Origin of the sequence: Cupriavidus lacunae (assembly GCF_003353055.1) — a bacterium.
GTDB lineage: Bacteria > Pseudomonadota > Gammaproteobacteria > Burkholderiales > Burkholderiaceae > Cupriavidus > Cupriavidus lacunae.
On the sequence record NZ_QKWJ01000104.1, the window covers coordinates 1 to 23,114 of the forward strand.

Sequence of the window (23,114 nt, forward strand, 5' to 3'; positions counted from 1 at the left end):
TCGAATTGTGCACTGCTATACCGATACGTGAGCGAATCTGTGCAATGAAGAACCGGATGCCTTAATTGGGCTCGTCCGGGTCTGTGAGGGATGGGGGCGGTAACGTCCCCGTCTACTCGGAAACTTGGGAACCTGTCGTCCCGAATCTCCTGCTGAACATGCCAGCCTTTGCTGGACACACATCCGGACATGAACCTCTCGATTCCATCCGGCTCCTATCGTCCAACCGTGCGCTCCATGGCCCAGTGCGCAAATAAGCCTGGCTGCCGAGACTTGACGTCTTTCAGCCATGCCGCTGCACGCACCTTCCGACCGCGGAGGTGTTTGTATTTCCTTTGGGCCCAGCGGACCAGCGCGGCATAGACCTGCCGGAGCAACAGTCAGAAGCTCCGTAGCTTGGATAGCAGGGTGGCGGGAAACCAAGACTCTGAAGCCTATCGACAGGTGCTCCTTTGGGGAGTACGCGAGTCATCGGGCCGTAATGAAAGTGAACGTGAATGTGGCCTCGAAAATGAAAAGCCCCGAAGGCCGAGCCTGCATCCGTAGGGCGAAGGCAGCATGGGTAGCCGAAATCTGACCGACACGGCTATGCCACTTCGGCGGGGTGGAAGCGACGGCACGATGACAAGGACATGCTGAGCAACTGGAGAAGCCCTCCTCGCCCCGGCGCGAAATCGCCGGAGCAAGGTAGGCCCTATAACCGGCGAACCCGGGAAGTGGGCCGAAGGCGAGAGGGTGGCGGATGGGTCCGTAGTAGCTGTGAAGCCGGTAACGACGGTGGAGCGAAGGGGCCCTGCTGTTTGTAATGTCCTCGACAACATGGGAGGCAAGGACGAGATGACAAAGGCGTCCATAAGCTTGCAGGACCTGAGGCGGGGACTATACGTCAAGGCGAAGGCTGAACCGTCCTGGCGTTTCTGGGGGTTGTATGTCCATGTCTGCAAGATGGAAACGCTGCGCGAAGCGTACGCGCTGGCCAAGAAGAACAACGGCGCCCCGGGTATTGATGGGGTGACATTCGAGGTCATCGAGGCGCAAGGCGTGGAGTCCTTCCTCGAGCAGATACAGGGCGAACTGACCGAGCGCACCTACGTGCCGTTACGGGCGCGACGACAGGAGATACCGAAGGACGGGGGCAAAGTCCGCGTCCTCTCGATTCCTTGCATCCGCGACCGCGTGGTGCAAGGTGCGCTCAAGCTCATCTTGGAACCGATCTTTGAAGCAGACTTCCAACCGGGATCGTATGGCTATCGTCCGAAGCGGACCGCGCATGAAGCGGTGCATCGGGTGGCGACGGCCATCGTCCAGCGGAAGACCCGTGTCATAGACTTGGATTTGCGCGCTTACTTTGACACCGTGCGGCATCATCTGCTGCTGGAAAAGGTGGCGCGTCGGGTCAATGATGGGGACGTCATGCATCTGCTGAAGCTGATGCTGACGGCATCGGGCAAACAAGGCGTTCCGCAAGGCGGGGTGATTTCGCCGCTGCTCAGTAACCTCTATCTCACCGAGGTGGATCGGATGCTGGAGCGGGCGAAGGAAGCCACCGGAAACGGGAAATACACCTACGTCGAGTATGCTCGTTTCGCCGACGACCTGGTCGTGCTGATCGATGCCCATCCGCGCCATGCCTGGCTGCTGGGAGCGGTAAGCCGACGGCTTCGGGAAGAGTTTGCCAAACTGCAGGTCGAAGTCAATGAAGAGAAGAGTCGCACGGTGGATTTGGACTGCGGGGAAAGCTTCGGCTTTCTGGGATTCGACTTCCGTCGCCTGCGCAGTGCGAAGAGACAGGTGTGGCGAGCGCACTATACGCCCAAGTTGAAGAAACGCACGGCGTTGCTGCGCAAGCTCAAGGAGGTGTTCAGACGACACCAGTCACAGCCAGTGGATCGGGTGGTTCAACTGATCAATCCGGTGCTGCGTGGCTGGGTGAACTACTTCGCCGTCGGACACTCCAGTGAGTGCTTCAGCTTCATTCAGGACTGGGTGGAAAAGAAGGTCAGGCGCCATCTGGGGCGATCCCGGAACAGTCAAGGCTTCGGCTGGAAGAGGTGGAGTAGGCGATGGCTCTATGACGAACTGAGGCTGTTCAATGGCTATCGGGTACGTCGCGGGCCATCGACGAAAGCGTCTCCAGCATGATAGGTCCCATAAATCTTGACATGAAGCAGACAGGAAAGCGGAGTGCGGGAAAACCGCTCGCTCCGTTTGACGTGGCGGGAGCTGGAAACGTGACTATGGCACCCGGACTGCGGTCCATCGCGAAAGCGGTGGGGACACCACCGGAGCCTAATGTGCGCGCGCCAGTTCTCGACCCTACCTGTGAGGGCGTGAGGGTGCGAATCCCTTGCGCTACTCGACAATCTGACCAACCGCCTCCGCGTAGGCTTGCGTTCTTCACGGGACGGGACTCCATGCCGCGACCACTACCTGATCCGACGCCACCTTCGCGTGCGACGATTCGCACCATTCACCAACTGGGCGACCGTATTCGAGCCACCCGGGCCGGGGAAGGGATGCCCATAGACCAGGCGGCGAAGCATTGCGGGGTCTCTGTCGGCATGCTGTCCAAGCTCGAGAACGGCAAGGGTGTCAATCTCGAGCACGCCCTGCGTGTGCTGGACGGACTGGGTTTGACGATGCTGGTCGTGCCCAAGGCGCATGCACCTTGGCTCGAAGAGGCTGCGGCCCATGCGGCGAAGATCGGCGAGGATGTTGCGTGGGAGCAGCTTGCCTAGCTGGAGGCGTGGCGTTGTGATCAGCGCAGGGGATCCCTCGGATGCGGCTTGTGTGTGACGCGAAACTGGGTTTGAGGTGGCCGGTCGGCCAAGGTGTCGCGTGTGAGGGCTTGCAGATGCTGCGCCCGTTTCGCATCGGCCTGGCTGACGTGCTTGGCCTCCTCGCCGGCTCTTCAGTGCGGCGGTCGTGGGATGGCTCTCGGCGATCGAGATGGCGATCTTCATGTTGAACTTGGCGCTGGTTTGGGCCCTTATGATGCCGGGCGATAGTGTGGTGGCAGCCAAGCCGCCAAGTGCTTGAGACGTTCGACGCTGAGTGGCTCGAGCGGTCTGTTCAGCATGCGGCGATGTGTTCTTGTCTTATGATGGGTCACCTGCGAGTCGTGAATCTGAGCTACGGCGACGATGCGTTTTGGTACCCACGTCAGTTCAAGTACCTGGTAGCCGGGATCGGAACGCCGTTGCAAGGTCGCCCACGCACTGCGGCGTACCACGGCGCGCCGGGTATGCTGGAGAAGCGCACAACACTCGACGTTGACGCGTCAGCAAGCGCGACGAGATCGCTGGAGTCTTTCAGTTCGCCGAAGCGAACCTCCACGGGGTGCCGCAAACATCCCGATTCCTTGAATACCGGGATGCTCGCGGGGGGAACATGCACGCCGCCAAACAACAATGCCGGGGGCAGGGCACGCCAAGTTGATTTACGTTTCATCCTGCATTAGGACGCAAATCAACTCCAGCCTGAAGGCTTAGTTGCGCTTGGATGGCTTGAGCGCACATGCGCCTTCGCCCATCAGAGTTACGGCCAACGCGGACATTGCGAGGAACACCGGATACTCCCAACCGCCGTTGGCGTTGGTGAAGCTCCATCCGTTGCCGAAGTGGACCGTTGATGCGACGAACAACTGGACTGCCGCGATTGCTCCTATCCAGCGCGCATACACCCCAAGCACGAGCAAGATGCCCGCGAGGATTTCGAAGGCAATCACGGGATAAGCCAGGAAGCCGGGAAACCCTACGGACTGGAAAAATCCAGCGGTGCCGGCCGGCGTGAACACCAGCAGCTTTGTCAGGCCGTGGGCAAGAAACATGACGCCGAGCGCGATACGCAGTAGAAGGGCGGCATAGGGGGCGGTGCGATTGTCAATCATCGAAGATCTCTGCAAGTGAGGGTGAGTAAAGGTGCTATTCAAGGTGTCAGTCAAGGTCTAGGGTCTGGTTCAGCCACTGGACAAAGTCCGTGACTTCCTCGGCGATGATTTCGTGACCCATGTCGTAAATGTGCGTCTGGTGAGGGACTGCCAGTCGCTCCAGCAGCGCATTGGCCTGGTCGGCCCAATATTGCGGCAACTTGTCGTCGTGCCGACCGTGGGCAATAAACGCGGACAGCGAGGCCAGAGCGTGCGCAGGTGCAATATCCTTTTCGAGTTCCGGCAGAATCCGGCCGCTGAGCAAGCCGAAGCCCTCAACTTTCTGAGGCGCGCTCAGGCCCACACTGGCACTGAGGATGCCCCCTTGACTGAAGCCGGCGATGACCGTGGGCAGTGCGGGCTGTGCGTCGAGAAAACTCAGTAGCAGGCGACGGCTCGAATCTGCCTGTTGAGGGTCGATGCGAGGCCCATCGCTTGTGAAATGGACTTGGAACCAGGCATAGCCTTGTGGCCCGACCTGCTGGGGCGCTCGCAGGAGCAAAACTTCCAGACTCGAAGGCAGGTAGCGGCCAAGCGCGGCGAGATTCGATTCATTGCCACCGACGCCATGAAGCAGCAAAAGCCGAGCGCGGGGCTTGCCTGTCAGGCTGCGTTTGCGAAAGAGCAGCCCGGACTGCGATTCGACCTCAAGGTCGGAAAAAGTGATGTCTTGATTCGTCATGGGTTACCTCGGTGTGCTGTCGATGTCCGGCGAACTGAAAACATAGCTGTCCATGGCAAGTACGCCGTGTGCGATGCCGCCCTCCAGTACACGCATCGCGTATTGCTCGCCGGCGGCTCCCAATGCGAAGAACAGCGGGAGGAAATGCTCATCGGTGGGATGGGCGCGCACCGCTTCGGGCGCCCGTTTCCGATAGTCCATCAGCGCGGCAATGTCTGTGTGACGTAGTGTGTCGGCGGTCCATTTGGCAAATTCCTCGGCGTACGGGGCAACGGCGCCGGCGGAGCCGCGGAACTCGTTGAGGTTGTGGGTCAGGCTGCCGGATCCAATGATCATCACGCCTTGGTCCCGCAGCGGACGCAGCGCTTGTCCCAGGCTCCAGGCGCCCAGTGGATCGAGTGGCATCGGCAGGGAGACCTGTATGACCGGTACGCTGGCGGCGGGAAGCAGATGCTGCAGTGGTACCCAGGCGCCGTGGTCAAGGCCGCGATGGCCATCAATCATCGCGGGCCAGCCGCTGTCACTGAGCAATTCACAAATTTGTTCGGCGAGTTCCGGCTTTCCTGGGGCCGGATAGATCAGACGGTAAAGCGCCTCTGAAAACCCGCCAAAGTCATGGATGGTTTCCGGCGCCTTGCTACCGGTGACCAGCACCCCGCCACGCGTGATCCAGTGAGGCGAGACTACGACAACCGCGCTGGGGGAAGGCAGTTCTCGTCCGAGCGCGGCCAGCTTCGCGCCGGCCAGGCCGGGTTCGATGGCGAACGTTGGCGCGCCGTGGGAAATGAATAGAACCGGGTACGGATGGCTCATGGTCTTGCCTCGTTGGTGAATTACTTGTGGATCCAGGCAGGCGCGATCGACGTGCCAAGTCCGGCGCCATAGCCGAGATAAATATTCAGACCGGCAAGCGGTTCCAAGTACCGCGCGTTCACGAGGCCGCCTGCATCGACGGTGTCGAATCCCAGGCTCTGCGCCAGTGCAATAGCGGTTTGCTTGGCACGCGGGCTGTCGCTGGCGACGAATACGCTGCCCCGTTGATCGTCTGCAAAGCGCGCGCCGTCGGCCAGCACCTGGGCGAAGAGCGTATTGAAGGCCTTGACCAACTGCACGCCCGGTACAGCCTTGGCAATCTCTTCTGCGGCGCTGGTGTTGTGACCGATCGTCAGGCCCATGTAGTCCGCCGTTAGCGGATTGGTAATGTCGATCACTAACTTGCCGGCGAGGTCACCTACCGCGCGTAGCGCGCCAACGGCGTCGGCATACGCAGTCGCCAGAATCACCACGTCGCTGTCGCCGACAGCTTGATCGACGGGCAACGCTTGAACATTGGAGAATTGGTTAGCCAGCGTTTGCGCCTTGGCAAGGTCACGGCCCGTGACGCGGACCTTGTGCCCGGCTTTGTCGAGCTGACGCACAAATGCGGAACCCATGTTGCCTGTGCCGATAACCGTGATGTTCATGTTGCCTCCAGCGGAGCAGTGGGAAGATGGGTCCAGTTTATAGGTTCATTTTTTGGGATAAAGATGCTTAAATGCGACATATAGTTCCGATTAGTGGGATGATATGGATCGAGCACTCGAGATGCAGGTCTTTTGCACGGTGGTGGAGAAAGGCAGCTTCATTGCTGCCGTGGAACCACTGGAGATGTCCAAGGCAGCGGTGTCGCGCTACGTCAATGCGCTGGAATCACGGCTTGGCGTGCGGTTGTTGCACCGGACCACGCGACGCCTGTCCTTGACCGAGGAAGGGCGCGATTTCTATCAGCAGGCGCGAGAAATCCTGGCGTTGATGGAAGTCGCGGAGAACGCGGCGGCGTCTGGATCGGACGAACCGGTGGGTGTGTTGCGTGTCAATGCGCCGCTTAGTTTTGGGGTTCAGCATCTCGCGCCGTTGTGGGCCGGCTTCATGGCCGCCTACCCGAAGATCGAGCTGGATATCAGCTTGAACGATCGGGTGGTCGATCTTGTCGAGGAGGGCTTTGACGTCGCGGTGCGCATCGCGCGCATGGAAAGCTCATCGCTGATCGGGCGACGCCTGGCCAGCACGCGAATGCGGCTGTGCGCCGCACCGGCATACCTGTCGCGCCTCGCGCCATTGCTCACCCCGGACGACCTGGTTGCCCATCACGTCATTGCTTACAGCAACTTCGCCTCGCGTAACGAATGGAGTTTCACGGGGCCAAATGGGGAAGTGAGCACGGTTCAGACGCGCGCAACGGTACGCTGCAACAACGGCGATACGTGCAGGGCGATTGGACTCAGCGGGGGGGGCATCCTGCTGCAGCCAAGCTTCATGCTTTTTGAAGATTTGCGACGAGGGGATCTGGAGGAAATCCTGCCGCAGTATCGATCGGTCGAACTGGGCATCTACGCGGTGTACCCTTCGCGCAAGCATCTGGCACCAAAGGTTCGAGCGCTGATCAATTTTCTTGCCGAGCGCTTCGAAGGCGTCAACTGGGACGATTGAGCGTCGAGATAGCGGCCGGATTCCGGCGCTGCCAGTTCTCAGCCTGGCGCTCAAGATGTCGGATGAAGTCCATCAGCGTTCGCGTGGCGAGGGTGGGGTAGCGGTTCGGTGCAGTCAACATGTAGATGCTATCTCCCACACCCTCCGCCTCGCACTCTTCCAGCACTTCGCGCGCCACTAAGGATTGGATCTGCCGCCACACGGCGTAGCGCGGCAGCAGCGCAACGCCGAGGTCCGCCCCACTTCGCAGATACGACGGGCGACGTGATCCTCTGGCGGTTGCGAGGTGATCTTCAACGCCACGTCGATTTCGGCGGAAATCAGATCGCCAATGTTGTCGTTGATTACTACGCGCAGCGAAATTTGCGGATGGCTTCGGGCGAATTCGAACAAAAGCGGCGTCAGGTACAGTTGGCCACGAGGCCAAGCTAAGCCGATGAACATCGTTTTGCGAGGGGGGCCACCAGCGCAGAGAACACAATTGCCGGATCAATCATCAGCCCGGGCGATTGGGGGGCTGGGGTTGGTCCAGCCATTCTCGAACATCATCTCGTCCAGGGATTGCCGTCTGGCCCAGCCTTCCTGTTCCAGCATCGGCTTCTCATAGAAGGTGTCGACCTGGCCGAGGCACAGCACAGCCACTGGCCGGGCACCGGGCGGCAGCCGCAGCAGCCGGCCAAGCTNAGGGTCGAACAAGGAAACCCAGCCCACGCCGATTCCTTCGGCGCGCGCAGTAAGCCAGAGGTTCTGGATGGCGCAGGCCACCGAAGCGAGATCCATGTCCGGCATGGTGCGCCGACCGAAGATATGGCGCTCACGTCCATCCATCAGCGCTGCCACCAGGACTTCCCCGCAGTCCAGGATGCCCTCGACCTTGAGTCGCATGAACTCGTCCTGGCGTTCGCCCAGGGCGACCGCGGTGCGCTGGCGTTCGGCATCGACCAGCGCGTGGACCTGCGTTCTCAGGCTCCTGTCAGTGATGCGGATGAAGCGGCAGGGTTGCATGAAGCCGACGCTGGGGGCGAGATGCGCAGCGTGCAACAAGCGTTCCAGCAATGCAGGATCGAGTGGGTCCGGCCGAAAGTGGCGCATGTCGCGACGCTCCCGGATGACGCGATAGACGGCGGCAATTTCACTGTCACTGTAGCGATATGGGTTCATGGCTTGAATAGCGTGGCGGTGGCGCTTGGGCTGGAGGGAAAGTAGCAATGCAGGTAGCTTGGAGAGCGGGCAGTGTTGAAAACTGCGTGAAGAGCGTAACCCTGTCGTGGGGGGACGGGCTTGACTGCAGTGCAGCCATGCCCTATTTCAGCGGCCGCCAAGCAGCTGCGTAGCCCCGCCTGGCCCGTTCGCCCCCAGAGAGCGGATCAGCACGTCGCGATTGGTAAGGATGTGCTCGCGCATCAATGCTTCGGCACGGCCGACCTCGCGCAGCGCCAGCGCGTCTACGATGCGATAGTGCTCCGCCAGCGCTTGCCGGCTGTGGTCGCGCTGGTACAGCAGCATCAACGCGTCCCGGTCATGGGGACGTGACTTGCTGTCGAAAATAATGGGCAGCTGGCGCGCGCGGCGCACGGCGTCGGTCAGCCAGCTGTTGTCCGCCAGCTCCAGCAACGTGTAGTGGAAATCGAGATTCATGTCCTGCCACAGCAAGGCCTGCCGGTCGTTCCACTCCTCCTCGTGAAGCACTCGCCGCTGCGCCTCCAGCAGTTCGCTGAGGCGCTCCTGTTCGGTGTGCATCAGCCCGCGCTCGCCGATCAGCCGGCAACCCAGGCCCTCCAGCGTGGCCCGGACGGTGAAGGCGTCCTTGATGTCCTTGGGCTGGAAGCGCCGGACCAGGAAGCCACGATTGGGCTGGTAAACCAGCAGGCCCTCGTCGGCGAGCCGGGCCAGCGCATCGCGCACCGGCGTGCGGGAGACACCCAATTCCTGGGCCAGCGTGACCTCCATCAGGTGGGATCCGGGCGGCATCTCTCCGTCGAAGATGCGGTTGCGCAGGGTTTCCGCGACCGAGAGCGCGCGGGTCCGGGAAGTTTCGGGTGAAGACATCTGTCTGAATCGGGAAATCAGTCGGTGTGGATATGTCGGCTGCGGATGAGATTACCCCACATTGTCCGCTCGCCCGCAAGGAAGCGGCTGGCCTGCTCGGGGGTTGAGGGGAATTTTTCGGCGCCGCTGGCTTCGATCGCCTGTGCGAGCTGCCCGTCATTGAGCGCCTGCGCGAGGGCGCCGTGGAGCTTGCCGACGATTGCCTTCGGTGTTCCGGCACGCGTGAACAGGCAGGTCCAGCTATAGATCTCGACCGGGATGCCCGACTCCTTCAGCGTGGGCACGTCCGGCAGCGCGGCAATCCGTGCGCGCGAAGTCACCGCGAGCGGTTGCAGGGTGCCGCCGCGGATATGGGGCAGCACGGTGGCTGGATTGGAGAACACCATCTGCACCTGGCCGCCGATGGTGTCCGCGATGGCCGGGGCATTGCCGCGATAGGGGATGTGCGTGAGCACGATGCCGGCCGCCTGCGCGAACAGTTCCCCGGACAGGTGGGAGGTGTTGCCATTGCCGGCGCTGCCGAAATTGATCTGCCCTGGCCGCGTCCGTGCCATGCGCAGCAGGTCCGCCAGAGTCTTTGCCTTCAATCCCGGATTGACGATGAGCACGTTCGGGCCGCGGCTGACGCATCCCACGGGTGCGAAGTCGCGGGCCGGGTCGTAGGGCGGACGCGACATCATCAGCGGCGCGTTGATCTGCTCGGCGGGCGTCCCCAGCAGCAGGGAGTAGCCGTCCGCCGGCGCGCGCAAAACCTGCGCGGCACCCAGCGTGCCGCTGGCGCCGCTCTTGTTCTCGACCACCACTGACTGGCCCAGCTCCCGGGACAGGTTCTTCGACAGCAGGCGGGCGATCGTGTCGGTAGTGCCGCCCGCGGGGAAGGGCACCACCAGCGAGAGCGGCCGCGCCGGCCATGCGGCGCTCGTTTCAGCGTTTGCCCGGGGCGTCTGGCAGATGGCGCACACGAGCGCGAGGAGCAGGACGGGACGGGTCCGGCGGACGGATGCGAGGCTAGGCATGTGAGGTCTCCTTTTCTGTGTATGTATGCATAGTAGCAGCGTTGATGCTGTTAAACGCATACAAATCTTGAAAAATCTTATATATGCATACATACTGTTCGCATTACGACCAGACGGACTCATCATGCGAAAGACTGCATTGCTTCAGAAACTGATCCACGCCCCCGAACTCCTCGTCATGCCGGGTGCTTTTGACGCCTTATCCGCCCGCATCGTGCAAGAGGCCGGTTTTCCCGCTGTGCAGTGCTCCGGTTTCGCCATTTCCGTAAGCCGGCTGGGCCTGCCGGATTACAGCTTTCTCTCGATGTCCGACATGGTTGCGGCCACGCAGCACATCGTTGATGCCGTCGACCTGCCGGTCATGGCCGACGGTGATACCGGCTTCGGCAATGCCGTCAACGCGTGGTATGCGGTCAAGGCGTTCGAGCGCATTGGCTGCGCGGGCGTCAATATCGAGGATCAGGTCATGCCCAAGCGCTGCGGCCACCTGGAGGGCAAATCCATCGTGCCGCTGGATGAGGCAGTGCAGAAGATCCGCGCCTGCGCCGAGGCGCGCACGGATCTGGATTTCGTGATCAACGCGCGTACCGACGCGCTTGCCGTAGGCGGCATCGAGGAAGTGATCCGGCGCGGCAATGCCTACCTGGAGGCCGGGGCGACCATGATCTTCGTGGACGGCATGACGTCCAGGGAGCTGGCGCGGCAGGCCGTGCAGGGAATTCGCGGGCCAGTGGCGATCAATGTGGTCGAAGGCGGCAGGTCGCCCGAGGCCTTCACGTTCGAGGAGATGCAGCGCATCGGCATCGCGCGCGTGAGCGTGCCTGGCACGCTGATGCTGGCGGCCATCCAGGGCATGCGCGACGCACTGGCGGCGCTGCGTGCCAACGGTTACGCCGGCGGCCCCGGCGCACGGCTGGCGGACTTTCGCGAGCAGCTCGAACTGGTCGGCTTCAATGAGGTGTTCGCGCTGGAGCAGCGCTATCTGGCCGGGCTGCAGCATCCCGGCACCGCACGGTGAGGTGGCTGCCATGCATGCATCGCCGCGCAACATCATCGAGAAAATCTGGGACCAGCACGTCGTGGCCAGGCTGGAAGGCGAGCAGGCGCTGCTCCATGTGGACCGGGTCTTCCTGCATGACCGCGCCGGGCCGCGCGTGCTGGCAGGTGTGGAGGAGGCGGGTCATCGCGTGGCGCATCCGGAGCTGGTGTTCGGCACCATGGACCACATCGTCGACACCCAGCCGGGCCGGGGCGACGACACATTGGTCCAGGGCGGGCGCGGCTTTATCCAGGCCTTTCGCGCCGCCACGCAGCGCTCGGGCATCCGCCTGTTCGACCTGGGCAACCCCCGTCAGGGGATCGCGCATGTGATCTCTCCGGAGCTGGGCATCGCCTTGCCGGGCACCACCCTGGTCTGCTGTGACAGCCATACCTGCACGGTTGGCGGCATCGGCGCGCTGGCATGGGGCATCGGCACCACCGAAGGCGAGCACGCGGTCGCCACGCAGTGCCTGGTGCGAAGCAAGCCAAAGACCATGCGGGTGTCGTTCCGCGGCAGCGCCGCGCCGGGGGTATCGGCCAAGGACATGGCGCTGGCGCTGATCGGCAGGTTCGGCGTCAGCGGTGGCGACGGCCATGCCATTGAGTTCGCCGGCGAGGCTGTGCGGGCGCTCGATGTGGAAGGACGGCTGACCCTGTGCAATATGGCCGTCGAGTTTGGTGCCTGGACCGGCCTGGTGGCGCCGGACGCGCGCACGGTCGAATGGCTGGCCGGGCGGCCCTTTGCTCCGTCGGGGGCGGCCTGGGAGGCCGCGGTGACGGATTGGCTTGCGCTGCGCTCGGACGACGACGCGCGCTGGGACAAGGAACTGGAGCTGGACTGCGCGGAGCTTGTTCCCCAGGTGACCTGGGGAACCCATCCTGGCCAGGTCGTGGGCATCGACGCCACAGTGCCGGTCCCCGCCGATGCGGATGCCGAGCGCGCGCTCCGCTACATGGACCTGCGGCCCGCGCAGCCGCTGCTGGGGACGCCCATTGACGCGGCCTTCATCGGCTCCTGCACCAATAGCCGCCTGCCTGACTTGCGCGCCGCCGCGCAGGTGGTGCGAGGACGACGCGTGCGACCCGGCGTCAAGGCCATCGTGGTGCCCGGGTCGACCAGCGTGAAGCATGCCGCGGAAGCCGAGGGCCTGGATCGCGTGTTCACGGAAGCGGGCTTCGAATGGCGCGAAAGCGGATGCTCGTTGTGCTTCTTCGCCGGCGGCGACAATTTTGACCAGCCGGGCAAGTCAGGGCGCCGCGTGATCACCAGCACTAACCGCAATTTCGAGGGCAGGCAGGGCCCGGGCGTGCGCTCTCACCTGGCTAGTCCGGCCACGGTGGCCGCCTCGGCCATTGCCGGCTGCATTGCCGATCCGCGTCCGCTGCTACGTTAGGGAAAATCAATGGAACAGTTCATCCAACTGAAGGGAATCGCCGCCCCGCTGATGCAAGCGAATATCGATACCGACCTGCTCATTCCGTCGCGCGAGATCAACTCGCCCGGGCGCGATGGCTATGGAGAGAAGCTGCTCGCGCCCTGGCGCTATGAAGGGGGAACGAGCGACAAGCGTGTCGAGCACCCCGATTTCGTGCTCAATCGCGAACCCTACCGCCGGGCGACGATCCTGCTCGCGGGCGAAAACTTCGGCAGCGGATCGTCGCGCGAGGCAGCCGTCTGGGCCGTGCGGCAGTTCGGCTTTCGCTGCGTCATCGCGCCGTCGTTCGGCGCGATCTTCCAGAACAACTGCTACCGCAACGGCGTGCTGCCAGTGGTGCTGCCCGCGCACGAGATTGCCGCGCTGGCGGTCGAAGCCGAGCGCGAGACGCTGGAGCTGACCGTCGATCTGCAGTCCTGCTCGGTCAGGCACCCGAATGGTCGCAGCCTGTCGTTCACCGTGCCCCCGAGCGAACGCACCTTGTTGCTCGAAGGGCTCGATGCCATCGGCCTGACCTTGAAACGCGGGGCCGCGATCGAGGCGTACCAGGCAGCACTGTGCGAAGCGCATCCCTGGATTCTGGCCGTGGCCGAGCCGCGCTGAGATCCATGGCGGGGCGGCAGGAGGCCATGCCAGCCGCCTCACCGCAAACAAATACTGCATTCGTCGGACACGACTACATCGTCGATATCACGCATCCGGACGGAAAGATCGCGCACGCTGCCCGCCAGGTCGCTGAGCATGACGTGCCGATCAGGGCGCTGGGGAAACGTGTGTACTTTCAACGTGCGACCAAGGAGTACGCGAAGCGTAATACTCGCGTCAATGCGGTGTACCGGGGTGCGACCGAGCGGCGACCAACAACGACGTCCACCTGCTCGACGCCGTTATCCCGATGGGTCGCATCGGCAAGCGCGCGTCAATGTGCCAGGAAGTCGCTCACCATCCGGTTGAACGCATCCGCGTGCTCCCATTGCGCCCAGTGGCCGCAGCGATTGAAGATGTGCATCTGCGCATCCTGCATGCCGGCGATCAGCCGCAGGCCCACATCCATCGGCACGAAACGGTCGTCGCGGCCCCAGATCACCAGCGTGGGCGCGGCGATCTCGCCCAGGCGCGGACCGTAGTCGGTGAACTGCTTCGGATTGGCCGCGAGGCTCTTGACGAAGTTCTCCAGGTGCTCACGCCGCGCGAGCATGTTGTCCAGGCGGGCCTGCATCAGTTCGTCGGTCAGTGAGCTGGCGTCGTAGACGAACACATTCATCATCCGCTTCAGGTTTTCGATGGTGGGCTCGCGATACAGGCCGTTGAGCAGCTTGATCCCTTCGGTCGGCATCGGCACGAACTGGCTCGGGCCGCCGGTGCCGCCGCCCATCAGCACGAGCTTGCCGACGCGCTGCGGGTTGGCCAGAGCGAATGCCACCGCGCTGTGCCCACCCATCGAGTTGCCAATCACGTGGACCCGCTCAATGTCCAGTGCGTCCAGCACTGCCTTGAGCACACGGCCGTTCAGCTCCGAGCGAGAGCCGGTGTTGACGACCGGATCGCTCTTGCCCCAGCCGGGGCAATCCACCAGCAGCACGCGATAGCCGGCCGCGACCAGCGGCTCGACGTTGCGGTTGAAGTTGGCCCAGCCCGTCGCACCGGGGCCCGAGCCGTGCAGCATAACCACGGTCTCGGCGCCCGATCCCGTATCGTTGTAGTGGATCCGGAAATCGGTGTCGCCGTCCTTCACGGTGACAAACCTGCTCGTCGAGGCTTCCGTGATCGCTTGTGCTGTTGCATTCATGATGATCTTCCTTCCTGGACTGAATCTGAACTTGGTCTTGAATTGAAAACGCGAGCCGCCGGGATTAGATCGGCGCGCCGTCAGGCGCCTCGCCCGCCAGGCAGCGCAGCGCCTGGCAAAGGGCGCGACGAGAATGAGCCCACCACCGCCAGGGCGGCAAGCGCCGCCACGACGATCAGCGGAATGCTGGCCGCGACCAGCACCGATGCGCTTTGGCCAAGCGCGAACAGTTGGCCCGCAACCAGCGGCCCGAGAATCGAACCGATCCGGCCAACGGCAACCGCCGCGCCGACACCGGTGCCGCGGACCTCGGTGGGATATGCCTGGCCTGCCAGCGAGTACAGCACCGACTGCCCGCCGACGAGGAACAGGCCGCAGAAGAACGCCCCCCATGCCATCGACGCGCTGCCGCCTGCGCCCGCCAGGGCTGCCAGCGCAACCGCGATCCCCACATACATGGCCACTACAGTGAGGCGCCGGCCGAAGCGGTCCATCACGTTGGCAATGCCGACCGCGCCGATGCCGCCGCCGATGTTGAACATCATCATCGTGAACCCCGCCTGTACGCGGGAGAGGCCGTTCGACACTACCATCGACGGCAGCCAGTTCATCAGAAAATACAAGACGATCAACGTGCCGAGATAGCTGATCCACAGCGCCAGCGTGGTGCGCGCGCGACCATCGTGCCACAGCGCACTGGCAAAGCCGGAGGCGGCATGGCTGGCCGCTGTTTCCCTGGTTTGGACGAACTGCGCCGACTCGCGCAGGCACAGCGCAAGCAGCGGCAGCATCAGCAGCGGCCCGAATCCCCCCACATAGAAGATGTGCCGCCAGCCTTCGTCGCCGGGGCTGGCGATGCCGATCGCCGCCGCGATCGCCGCGCCAAGAGGCATGCCGCAATACATTGCGCCGACGGCCGTGCTGCGCTGCCGCGGCGATGCGGCTTCCGCACACAACGCGATCAGGTTCGGCATAGCGGCGCCCAGGCCAAGTCCGGTCAGCAGGCGGGCGACAAGCAGGCTTTCCAGGTTCCATACCAGAGTTGTCGCCAGCGAGAGCGCGCCGAACAAGACTACCGACAGCATCAGCACGCGCTTGCGGCCCAGGCGGTCGGCGAGCCGCCCGCCCAGCGCGGCACCCGGCAGCAGGCCGATGGCGCCGGCACTGAATGCCCAGCCCATCTGCGCCACCGAGAGCGAGAACTCCTTTGCGATGCGCGGTGCTGCGACGCCTGCCGACTGCAGGTCCAGCCCTTCGAGCAGCGCGATGGCCAGGCACAGGCCGATCGTGGTGATGCCGCCGTTCGCGCCGCTTGTGCTGGCGCTACCTGTTCGAAACGTGTTCATCGGGGGTCTCCGTCATGGGGGATGCGAGCCTTTCTGGGTGGAGGCATGTCTTGCGGGATCATTCAGGTGGTCGGCGGCGTGGCAACGCGCGCCGCCGACCACCTCACTGCTGCGCCTCGAGCGAGCGCTTCTTCAGGTCCAGCGCGACGTCAACGATCATGTCCTCCTGGCCGCCGACCATTCGCCGCTTGCCCAGTTCGACGAGGATGTCCACGGTCTTCAGGCCGTACTTCTTTGCCGCGACTTCCGAGTGGCGCAGGAAGCTCGAGTACACACCGGCATAGCCGAGCGCGAGCGTTTCACGATCGACGCGCACCGGGCGGTCCTGCAGCGGGCGCACGATGTCGTCGGCCGCATCCATCAGCGTGTACAAGTCGGTGCCGTGATTCCAGCCCAGGCGTTCGGCCGCGGCGATGAAGACTTCGAGCGGTGCATTGCCCGCCCCCGCACCCATGCCGGCCAGCGACGCATCGATGCGGTCGCAGCCTTCCTCGACGGCGACGATCGAGTTGGCGACGCCGAGCGACAGGTTGTGGTGCGCGTGCATCCCGGTGTGCGTGTCAGGGTTCAGGACATCCTTGAGCGCACGGAAGCGCGCGCGGACGTCGTTCATCGTCAGCGCGCCACCCGAGTCGACCACATAGATGCAGGTCGCGCCGTAGCTCTCCATCTTCTTCGCTTCGACGGCGAGGTTCTCCGGCGTGGTCATGTGGCTCATCATCAGGAAGCCGACCGTGTCCATGCCGAGTTCGCGCGCATACTCGATGTGCTGCTTCGAGATGTCCGCCTCGGTGCAGTGCGTGGCGATGCGGACCACGCGCGCGCCGGCTTCGTAGGCGGCTTTCAGGTCGTGCGTGGTGCCGATGCCGGGCAGCAGCAGCGTGGCGATCTTTGCGTGCTTGACCACGTCGGCCACGGCGGCGATCCATTCCAGATCGCTGTGCGCACCGAAGCCATAGTTGAAGCTCGAGCCCTGCAGGCCGTCGCCGTGCGCGACTTCGATGCTGTCGACCTTAGCGCGGTCGAGCGCGCGGGCAATGTCCTGCACGTTCTGGATCGAGTACTGATGTCGGACTGCGTGACTGCCGTCGCGCAGCGTCACATCGGAGATATAGAGTTTCTTGGCGGGGGTGCTCATGCGCAGGCTCCTTCAGTGGCCGCTGCGGCAGTCAGCAGCGATTGCGCCATCCGCTCGGCAGTGGCGAGCGCGGCGGAGGTCATGATGTCAAGATTGCCTGCGTAGGCAGGCAGGTAGTGGGCGGCGCCTTCCACTTCGATAAACACAGAAGTCTTCAGCCCGCTGAAGCGGCCCAGGCCCGGTACATTCAGGGGAGCGCTGGCAGGGATTTCATCGAACTGCACGGTCTGCTTGAGGCGATAGCCGGGCACATAGGCATGCACGGCGCGGACCGTCTCGGCGATCGAGGCTTCGATCTTTTCCCGGTCGGCCAGGTCGGACAGCGTGTAAACGGTATCGCGCATCATGACCGGCGGCTCGGCCGGGTTGAGCACGATAATGGCCTTGCCCTTGGCCGCGCCACCAACGACCTCGATGGCCTTGGATGTGGTCTCGGTGAACTCGTCGATGTTGGCGCGGGTGCCCGGGCCGGCCGACTTGCTGCTGATCGAGGCAACAATCTCCGCGTAATGAACCTTGGTCACGCGCGACACGGCCGCGACGATGGGAATCGTGGCCTGGCCGCCGCAGGTGACCATGTTCACGTTCGGCGCGTCCAGATGCGCGTCGAGGTTGACGACGGGCACGCAGTACGGGCCGATTGCCGCGGGCGTCAGGTCGATCAGGCGCAAGCCCGGCTTGAGCTTGCGCAGCAGCGCATCGTTCTTCACGTGCGCGCCGGCGGAGGTGGCGTCGAAGACGAAATCGATGTCATCGAACACCGGCAGGCGCGTCAGCCCTTCGGCGCCCTCGTGCGTGGTCGCGACGCCTAGGCGGGCGGCGCGCGCCAGTCCGTCGGACGCCGGGTCGATGCCGACCATTGCCGCCATCTCCAGATGCTTGCTGTTGCGCAGGATCTTGATCATCAGGTCCGTGCCGATATTGCCGGAGCCGATAATCGCTGCCTTGAGTTTTTTGGAAGCCATAGGGTTGCCCTCGTTATTCAGCGAACGTCGCGCGGACGCTGCCGAGTCCTTCGATTTCGGTGGTGAATGTGCCCGGCCGGGTGACGGCGACCATGGGGCCCAGCGCGCCGGTCAGCACGACATCGCCGGCACGCAGGGGCGTGCCCAGCTGCGCCATCCGGTCCACCAGCCAGACCGCCGCGTTCAGCGGATTGCCCAGGCACGCCGCGCCGTTGCCGCGCGAAAGCACCTCGCCGTCGCGGGAGAGCGTCATGGCGCAGGCGGTGAGGTCAATGGCGGACAGTGGCACCGGGCGGCTACCGAGCACGAACAGCGCGCTCGATGCGTTGTCGGCGACCGTGTCGACGAAGCGGATGTCCCAGTTCTGGATCCGGCTGTCGACGACCTCGATGGCAGCCAGCGCGTACGCCGTCGCGCGCAGGATGTCGGCAAATGTGTGCTTCTCGTATGTGAGGTCGTGTTCCAGCACGAGCGCGATCTCCGCCTCGATCTTCGGCTGGATCAGGCGCGACAGCGGCATCGGCTGGCCGTCGCCATAGGCCATGCTCGCGAACAGGGCGCCGAAGTCCGGCTGGTCGACACCGAGTTGCTTCTGCACCGCCAGCGACGTCAGGCCGATCTTGCGGCCGACGATACGCTCGCCGTTGGCCAGGCGCGCGTCGACGTTGGCCTGCTGGACGGCGTAGGCGGTAGCAATGTCGTCGAGCGCGATCTCGCCGCGCACCGGCGTGATGGTCTGACGCGAGGCCTCGGCTTCGCGCAGCCGCGCAGCGATGGAATTTACGATCTTCGGATCGGACATGGGCTCTCCTTGATGGGTTCAGGCTGCCGCGGCCAGTGCGGCGGCAGGCGTGGCATGCATGGTGGCGAAACCCGCGATCCATTCTGGAATGGCGCGGTAGAAGTCGAGCGATGCGTGGTAGGGGCCGTAGGCGCCCAGCGCGCCGAAGGCCGCAACCCAGGTACGGATCTCGTGCGCGGATTTCCCGCCGTCGCGGGTGATGGCGTCATTGGTCATGCCGTCGACCGCCATCAACTCGCCGGATGCCAGGCGCTCCAGGAATGCGCGGTCCCACTCGGGATTGAGAGGATGCAGATGACTGTCGCCGGCGGTGAACGCCTGCGCGGCGGCGAGCGTGCGCGCCTGGCGCGCGGCGCGCGATTCGGCCGAGGGATTGCGCCCGGCGATCAGGCGTTCCGCGACTTCCTCGGTCGCGCCGATCAGCTCAGGCACCGGCGGCTCATGCGAGATGCCGCCCGAGCCAACGACGAGCACGCGCTTGTCCGTCCTGGACAGGAAGCGGCCGACCGCGTCGCCAAGCAGGCGCGCGCGGCGCAGGGTGGCCATTGGCGGCGCCACGCAGTTGATGAAGATTGGGATCACCGGATAGCGGTCCAGCCCGCCGGTCAGTACCTCGAGGGCATCCGCAAAGCCGTGGTCGACTTGCATCCGGTATGACAGCGACACGTCAATGTCAGCGGCAAGTACGCACTCGGCCAGCGCGCGCGCAAGGTCGCCGGGCACCGGCAGCGTGCCGGCGAGGCTCTTGAAATCGCCGATCGCACGGGCGGCCGCGCCGATGCAGAACGGCGGCATCATGTCGTAGAAGAAGCCGTTGAAATGGTCGGGCGCAAAGACGACGACCAGCTCGGGATCGAATGCGCGCACGCGCTCGCGCGTCGCGGCCTGCACGCGCTCGACCTCGGCGACGACTTCAGGCGCGGGATCGAAATAGCCGTGTAACGGCGTGTGCGATAGACATTCCAGGTGAATCGGCATTCTCATGCTCCTGCTGCTTGTGCTTGGATGACTGAAATGGGTTCGGGCAACGGGCGCGACGATGGTGACGCCACCGTGGCGCCCGCACGCGTCGGGGCATCGGTCATGCCGAGCTTGCCGGCGAGTTCGACGATCGCGTCCGACACCTGCTGCGGCGAGCACACGCCCGCGACAAAGCGATCGGGGCGCAGCAACACCACCGACTGTGGCACGCGGCTGAACCAGTCTTTGAGCCGGCCCGACGCATCGCCGATCGCGATCACGCCCTCGGGCACGTCGTCGGCATGGCAAAGCTGCACATCCGGCTTGGCCACCACGAAGCGCACGCCGGCCTGCTCGCACAAGGCGCGCGCCTGTGGCGTGAGGCCGAAGGTCGGGTCTGCGCCCCAGGCGAGGACGGCAAAGCCGTTGCCGATCGCGTCATCGAGCCGCACCAGGCGCGCGTCCGTGGTGCGCACGCGCGGCTGGATGAACATGCGCCCGACCGGCGAGCCCGCCAGCGGATCACGTCCGTAGGCCAGGCGGCCGAGGAAAGACTCGCGCTTTTCGCTCATGAGGCCAAGCATGCGCCCCGGCGCCGAATTGCCAGAGCGTTCGAGCACGCGGGCGAGCCAGCCGCCGGTCTTGCGCGCCGGCGGCAGCAGCACGGCGCCTTCCTCGTAGCGCGGCATCGGCTTGAAGCGCATCTCGACGAAATAGCGCTTGACCGACGGGAGCACCTCGAACGTGCGCACGAACAGATCGCGAAAGCGCGCGCCAAAGCGCGTGGTCGGCGCGAAGATGTCGCCTGCGACTTCGGACAGGTGGATCATCGCGCGCGCATGGGCGCGGCGCTCCACCGTGTAGGTATCGAGCAGGCGCTGGTGCGCCAGGCCCTTCGCGACCATCGCGAGCTTCCAGCCGAGGTTGTTGGCGTCGCGGATGCCGCTGTTGTAGCCCTGGCCTTGCCAAACGGGCATGATGTGCGCGGCATCGCCCGCCAGCAGGATGCGGTCGACGCCAAAGGTCGAGGCCAGCCGCGCGTTGTGCGTGTAGACGCGCTTGCGGATGTAGTCGACCTTCTCCGGCTCGGCCACCACCTTGCGGATCAGCGCTGCCATGTTCTCCGGCTTCGACAGTTCCTCTTCCGTCTCGCCCGGCATCACCATGAACTCGAAGCGGCGGATGCCGTGCGGGAGGGCTGCCGAGACATAAGGCCGCTCGTGGTCGCAATGCATGTAGATATGCGGCGAGCCGACCGGGTCATTGCGCACGTCCACCACGATCCACTGGTTGGGCTTGGTGCGGCCTTCGAACGGCACGTCCAGCGTGCGCCGCACGAAGCTGTTGCCGCCGTCGGCGCCGACCATGTAGGCGGCGCGGATCGTACGGCACTCGCCATCGGCGTTGCGGACTTCGATGCTCACACCGTCGGCATCCTGTGTGAACGCCTCGACGGCATGGCCGAACAGGACCTGGGCATGCTCAAAGCGGCTCAGTCCTTCGAACAGCACGCGGTCGGCGAGCGGCTGGATGAACGCGTTGCGGCGCGGCCAACCGAATTCATCGGTGCGAGGCTCGATCGAGGCGAAGCAATGGCCGTCTTTCGTGACGAAGCGCATCCAGTGATCGGGCGTGGTGTGCGGCAGCAGCGCGTCGGCAAGCCCGACCGCCTGGAACACGCGCAGCGCTTCGTCGTCGAGGCCGATCGCGCGCGGGTAGTCGATAATCTGTTCGAGCTTTTCGACCAGCGTGACGCGCACGCCCTGAAGGCCGAGGATATTGGCGATCATCAGGCCGACCGGGCCGGCACCGATGATGGCGACGTCCGTGGAGAGGGTTGGTTGACGGCTGGCTTGAGCCGGCTGCTTGGCCATTTTGTTCATATGTCTCCTTCTGGCAAGGCGCGAGCGCGTCCCCGCGTCAAGCGCGTACTGGCTGTGCTGCGATGGATGGGTAGGGCAGCGGCGTGGCTGCCCGCAAGTCAGACGCCGGGGTGTCGTGACAGGCGCACGGACCGGGCGGCGGATGCGTGGCGGCTGGCGAGGGCGGGGACCGGCCGAAGCAGGTGGCAGGCTCGGTGGATCATGGGGCGTCTCCGTTGACTCTGGGATTTTGGATGGAGTCTAGGCATCGGCCGGAAAGCGCTCAACAATTTCTGAAAAATGTGCAAAGATTGCACATCATTGATTTATAAGAGATTTTCTATGAGCAAGTATGCGAGCGTGCGGGGGCTGGCGCGTGGCCTGCAGGTGCTGCGCGCGCTCAATGCCATGGAAAACGGCCGCGCCACCAGCCAGCAGCTGAGCGAGGCGACGGGCCTGCACCGGACCACCGTCCGGCGCCTCCTGGAGACGCTGGTTGAGGAGAAGTTCGTGCGCCGAAGCGCCTCCGATGACAGCTTCCGGCTGACGCTCGACGTGCGTTCGCTCAGCGAGGGATTCACCGACGACGAGCGAATCGCGACGATCGCTCCGCCGATCATGGGGCAGCTGATGCAGCGCGTGGTATGGCCTTCGGACCTGACGACGCCGGACGGCGACGCCATGATCATCCGCGAGACCACGCACCGGTTCAGCCCGCTGTCGTTTCACCGCTCGATGGTGGGCCGGCGCCTGCCTATGCTGCTGACTGCCGCCGGCCGCGTGTATTTCTCGATGTGCCCCGAGGCCGAGCGCGAGGACATTCTCGAAGTGCTGCGCTCGGGCGCGGGCGGCGAGCAGCAGCTCAAGCTCGCGCTCGATGACGCCTACATCCGCAACCTGGTGCGCCAGACGCGTGCCGACGGCTTCGGCTCCAATCACGGCGACTGGGCCGACCAGCGCAAGATCGGCGCGCTCGCCGTCGCGATCGAAACGGGCGGGCGCATACTCGCGAGCCTCAATGTGATCTATCTCGAGCAGGCAATCAGCCCGGCCGAGGCTACGCGACGCTTCGTGCCAGAACTGCAGCGCGCCGCGCAGGAGATGGTGAGCGCACTGGAAAAACAGGAGCCGTGAGCACGCCGGCTCACGCCATCGACCATCCTGGAGCGTGGCAAATAATTGCTCTGGGCCGCTGCCGATCCGCTATGACGGGCTACGCGAGCCCCGCTGGCGTTTAGCGCCCGGCAGCTCGCCGAGCCAGGTGCCGGCTGGCAAGAAAGTAATGCAGCCCCGACCAGGCGAAGATCACGCTCATTGTCAGCATGGCGTAGCGCAGGCCCTGTGCCGATGCCTGCGTACAGGCCGCCGCGGCCGGGCCCTGCCACACCGCGGCGCCGTGTGCACCACGTTGCGCCGCATGGCAAATGGTCTGGAAATCCCCTGCGGCAAACAGGTGCGATGCAAACACGTCACTCAGCAGTCCAATGGCCGGCGGGCCGAAGCCCTGCCCGACCAGGTTCATGACAAGAAAGACGATTGCCGTGGCCGTTGCGCGCATGCGCGGCGAAACGAGCGCGTGGACCACCGCAAAGGTCGGGCCGTTCCAGACGTTCAGCAGCACGGTGCACACC

22 protein-coding genes and 1 pseudogene are annotated in these 23,114 nt (G+C 64.2%); 7 read left to right on the forward strand and 16 right to left on the reverse strand.

Annotated features, from left to right (window positions below; genetic code table 11):
* Positions 1-837 precede the first annotated feature (837 nt).
* On the forward strand, positions 838-2,142 hold the full coding sequence (ltrA, locus tag DN412_RS37820; protein ID WP_115216221.1) for a group II intron reverse transcriptase/maturase: 1,305 nt from the start codon (positions 838-840) through the stop codon (positions 2,140-2,142).
* A gap of 374 nt (positions 2,143-2,516) precedes the next feature.
* The gene (locus tag DN412_RS37825) at positions 2,517-2,738 is read left to right on the forward strand and encodes a helix-turn-helix domain-containing protein (protein WP_244223006.1); all 222 of its coding nucleotides are present in this window, start codon (positions 2,517-2,519) and stop codon (positions 2,736-2,738) included.
* Positions 2,739-3,487: 749 nt separating this feature from the next.
* Here the strand turns inward: DN412_RS37825 and DN412_RS37830 are convergent.
* The 4 genes from DN412_RS37830 to DN412_RS37845 are packed head-to-tail and all read right to left on the reverse strand — an operon-like array spanning position 3,488 to position 6,073.
* Complete coding sequence (locus tag DN412_RS37830) at positions 3,488-3,889, reverse strand: DoxX family protein (protein WP_115216223.1); 402 nt, start codon at positions 3,887-3,889, stop codon at positions 3,488-3,490.
* Positions 3,890-3,935: 46 nt separating this feature from the next.
* Entirely contained in the window at positions 3,936-4,610 is a 675-nt protein-coding gene (locus tag DN412_RS37835) for an alpha/beta hydrolase (RefSeq protein ID WP_115216224.1), read from the reverse strand.
* A gap of 3 nt (positions 4,611-4,613) precedes the next feature.
* A complete protein-coding gene (locus tag DN412_RS37840) occupies positions 4,614-5,423 on the reverse strand; it encodes a DODA-type extradiol aromatic ring-opening family dioxygenase (protein WP_115216225.1) in 810 nt (269 codons plus the stop codon).
* A gap of 20 nt (positions 5,424-5,443) precedes the next feature.
* Entirely contained in the window at positions 5,444-6,073 is a 630-nt protein-coding gene (locus DN412_RS37845) for an NADPH-dependent F420 reductase (RefSeq protein WP_115216226.1), read from the reverse strand.
* Positions 6,074-6,176: 103 nt separating this feature from the next.
* Here DN412_RS37845 and DN412_RS37850 point away from each other — a divergent pair, with 103 nt between their 5' ends.
* Positions 6,177-7,079 (forward strand): LysR family transcriptional regulator, encoded by a 903-nt coding sequence (locus tag DN412_RS37850; RefSeq protein WP_115216227.1) that lies wholly within the window; start codon positions 6,177-6,179, stop codon positions 7,077-7,079.
* A 177-nt stretch (positions 7,080-7,256) separates the two neighbouring features.
* On the opposite strand, the gene DN412_RS46115 is transcribed toward DN412_RS37850, so the two are convergent.
* The 4 genes from DN412_RS46115 to DN412_RS37870 form a co-directional block, all read right to left on the reverse strand.
* Positions 7,257-7,523: a type 2 periplasmic-binding domain-containing protein gene (locus DN412_RS46115; RefSeq protein WP_244223007.1), complete on the reverse strand. Its 267-nt coding sequence runs from the start codon at positions 7,521-7,523 to the stop codon at positions 7,257-7,259.
* A 45-nt stretch (positions 7,524-7,568) separates the two neighbouring features.
* On the reverse strand, positions 7,569-8,240 hold the full coding sequence (gene bluB, locus DN412_RS37860; protein WP_115216228.1) for a 5,6-dimethylbenzimidazole synthase: 672 nt from the start codon (positions 8,238-8,240) through the stop codon (positions 7,569-7,571).
* 147 nt (positions 8,241-8,387) lie between these two features.
* Positions 8,388-9,128, reverse strand: a complete 741-nt coding sequence (locus tag DN412_RS37865; protein ID WP_115216229.1) for a GntR family transcriptional regulator — start codon at positions 9,126-9,128, stop codon at positions 8,388-8,390.
* A 17-nt stretch (positions 9,129-9,145) separates the two neighbouring features.
* Positions 9,146-10,144 (reverse strand): Bug family tripartite tricarboxylate transporter substrate binding protein, encoded by a 999-nt coding sequence (locus DN412_RS37870; RefSeq protein WP_161564107.1) that lies wholly within the window; start codon positions 10,142-10,144, stop codon positions 9,146-9,148.
* Positions 10,145-10,268: 124 nt separating this feature from the next.
* On the opposite strand from DN412_RS37870, the gene DN412_RS37875 reads away from it, so the two are divergent.
* The 3 genes from DN412_RS37875 to leuD are packed head-to-tail and all read left to right on the forward strand — an operon-like array spanning position 10,269 to position 13,224.
* Positions 10,269-11,162 (forward strand): isocitrate lyase/PEP mutase family protein, encoded by an 894-nt coding sequence (locus tag DN412_RS37875; RefSeq protein WP_115216231.1) that lies wholly within the window; start codon positions 10,269-10,271, stop codon positions 11,160-11,162.
* 10 nt (positions 11,163-11,172) lie between these two features.
* Entirely contained in the window at positions 11,173-12,579 is a 1,407-nt protein-coding gene (locus tag DN412_RS37880; protein ID WP_115216232.1) for a 3-isopropylmalate dehydratase large subunit, read from the forward strand.
* A gap of 9 nt (positions 12,580-12,588) precedes the next feature.
* Complete coding sequence (gene leuD / locus DN412_RS37885; RefSeq protein WP_115216233.1) at positions 12,589-13,224, forward strand: 3-isopropylmalate dehydratase small subunit; 636 nt, start codon at positions 12,589-12,591, stop codon at positions 13,222-13,224.
* 316 nt (positions 13,225-13,540) lie between these two features.
* Here leuD and DN412_RS37890 read toward each other — a convergent pair whose 3' ends face one another.
* From DN412_RS37890 to DN412_RS37920, 7 genes are all read right to left on the reverse strand, one after another.
* Positions 13,541-14,410, reverse strand: a complete 870-nt coding sequence (locus DN412_RS37890; protein ID WP_115216234.1) for an alpha/beta fold hydrolase — start codon at positions 14,408-14,410, stop codon at positions 13,541-13,543.
* A gap of 80 nt (positions 14,411-14,490) precedes the next feature.
* Positions 14,491-15,756, reverse strand: a complete 1,266-nt coding sequence (mhpT, locus tag DN412_RS37895; protein ID WP_115216235.1) for a 3-(3-hydroxy-phenyl)propionate transporter MhpT — start codon at positions 15,754-15,756, stop codon at positions 14,491-14,493.
* Positions 15,757-15,859: 103 nt separating this feature from the next.
* Positions 15,860-16,894, reverse strand: a complete 1,035-nt coding sequence (dmpG, locus tag DN412_RS37900; RefSeq protein ID WP_115216236.1) for a 4-hydroxy-2-oxovalerate aldolase — start codon at positions 16,892-16,894, stop codon at positions 15,860-15,862.
* Positions 16,891-17,859, reverse strand: coding sequence for an acetaldehyde dehydrogenase (acetylating) (locus tag DN412_RS37905; RefSeq protein ID WP_115216237.1), 969 nt, complete (start codon positions 17,857-17,859; stop codon positions 16,891-16,893). Before DN412_RS37905 ends, dmpG begins: the two co-directional genes overlap by 4 nt.
* A 13-nt stretch (positions 17,860-17,872) precedes the next feature.
* The gene (gene mhpD, locus DN412_RS37910) at positions 17,873-18,661 is read right to left on the reverse strand and encodes a 2-keto-4-pentenoate hydratase (protein ID WP_115216238.1); all 789 of its coding nucleotides are present in this window, start codon (positions 18,659-18,661) and stop codon (positions 17,873-17,875) included.
* An 18-nt stretch (positions 18,662-18,679) separates the two neighbouring features.
* Positions 18,680-19,639, reverse strand: a complete 960-nt coding sequence (locus tag DN412_RS37915) for a 3-carboxyethylcatechol 2,3-dioxygenase (protein WP_115216239.1) — start codon at positions 19,637-19,639, stop codon at positions 18,680-18,682.
* Positions 19,640-19,641: 2 nt separating this feature from the next.
* Positions 19,642-21,504, reverse strand: coding sequence for a bifunctional 3-(3-hydroxy-phenyl)propionate/3-hydroxycinnamic acid hydroxylase (locus DN412_RS37920; RefSeq protein ID WP_115216240.1), 1,863 nt, complete (start codon positions 21,502-21,504; stop codon positions 19,642-19,644).
* A gap of 321 nt (positions 21,505-21,825) precedes the next feature.
* Here DN412_RS37920 and DN412_RS37925 point away from each other — a divergent pair, with 321 nt between their 5' ends.
* Positions 21,826-22,617, forward strand: a complete 792-nt coding sequence (locus DN412_RS37925; RefSeq protein ID WP_115216241.1) for a DNA-binding transcriptional regulator — start codon at positions 21,826-21,828, stop codon at positions 22,615-22,617.
* A 100-nt stretch (positions 22,618-22,717) separates the two neighbouring features.
* Here the strand turns inward: DN412_RS37925 and DN412_RS43635 are convergent.
* Positions 22,718-23,114, reverse strand: a pseudogene (locus DN412_RS43635) (spinster family MFS transporter); the annotation flags it as partial.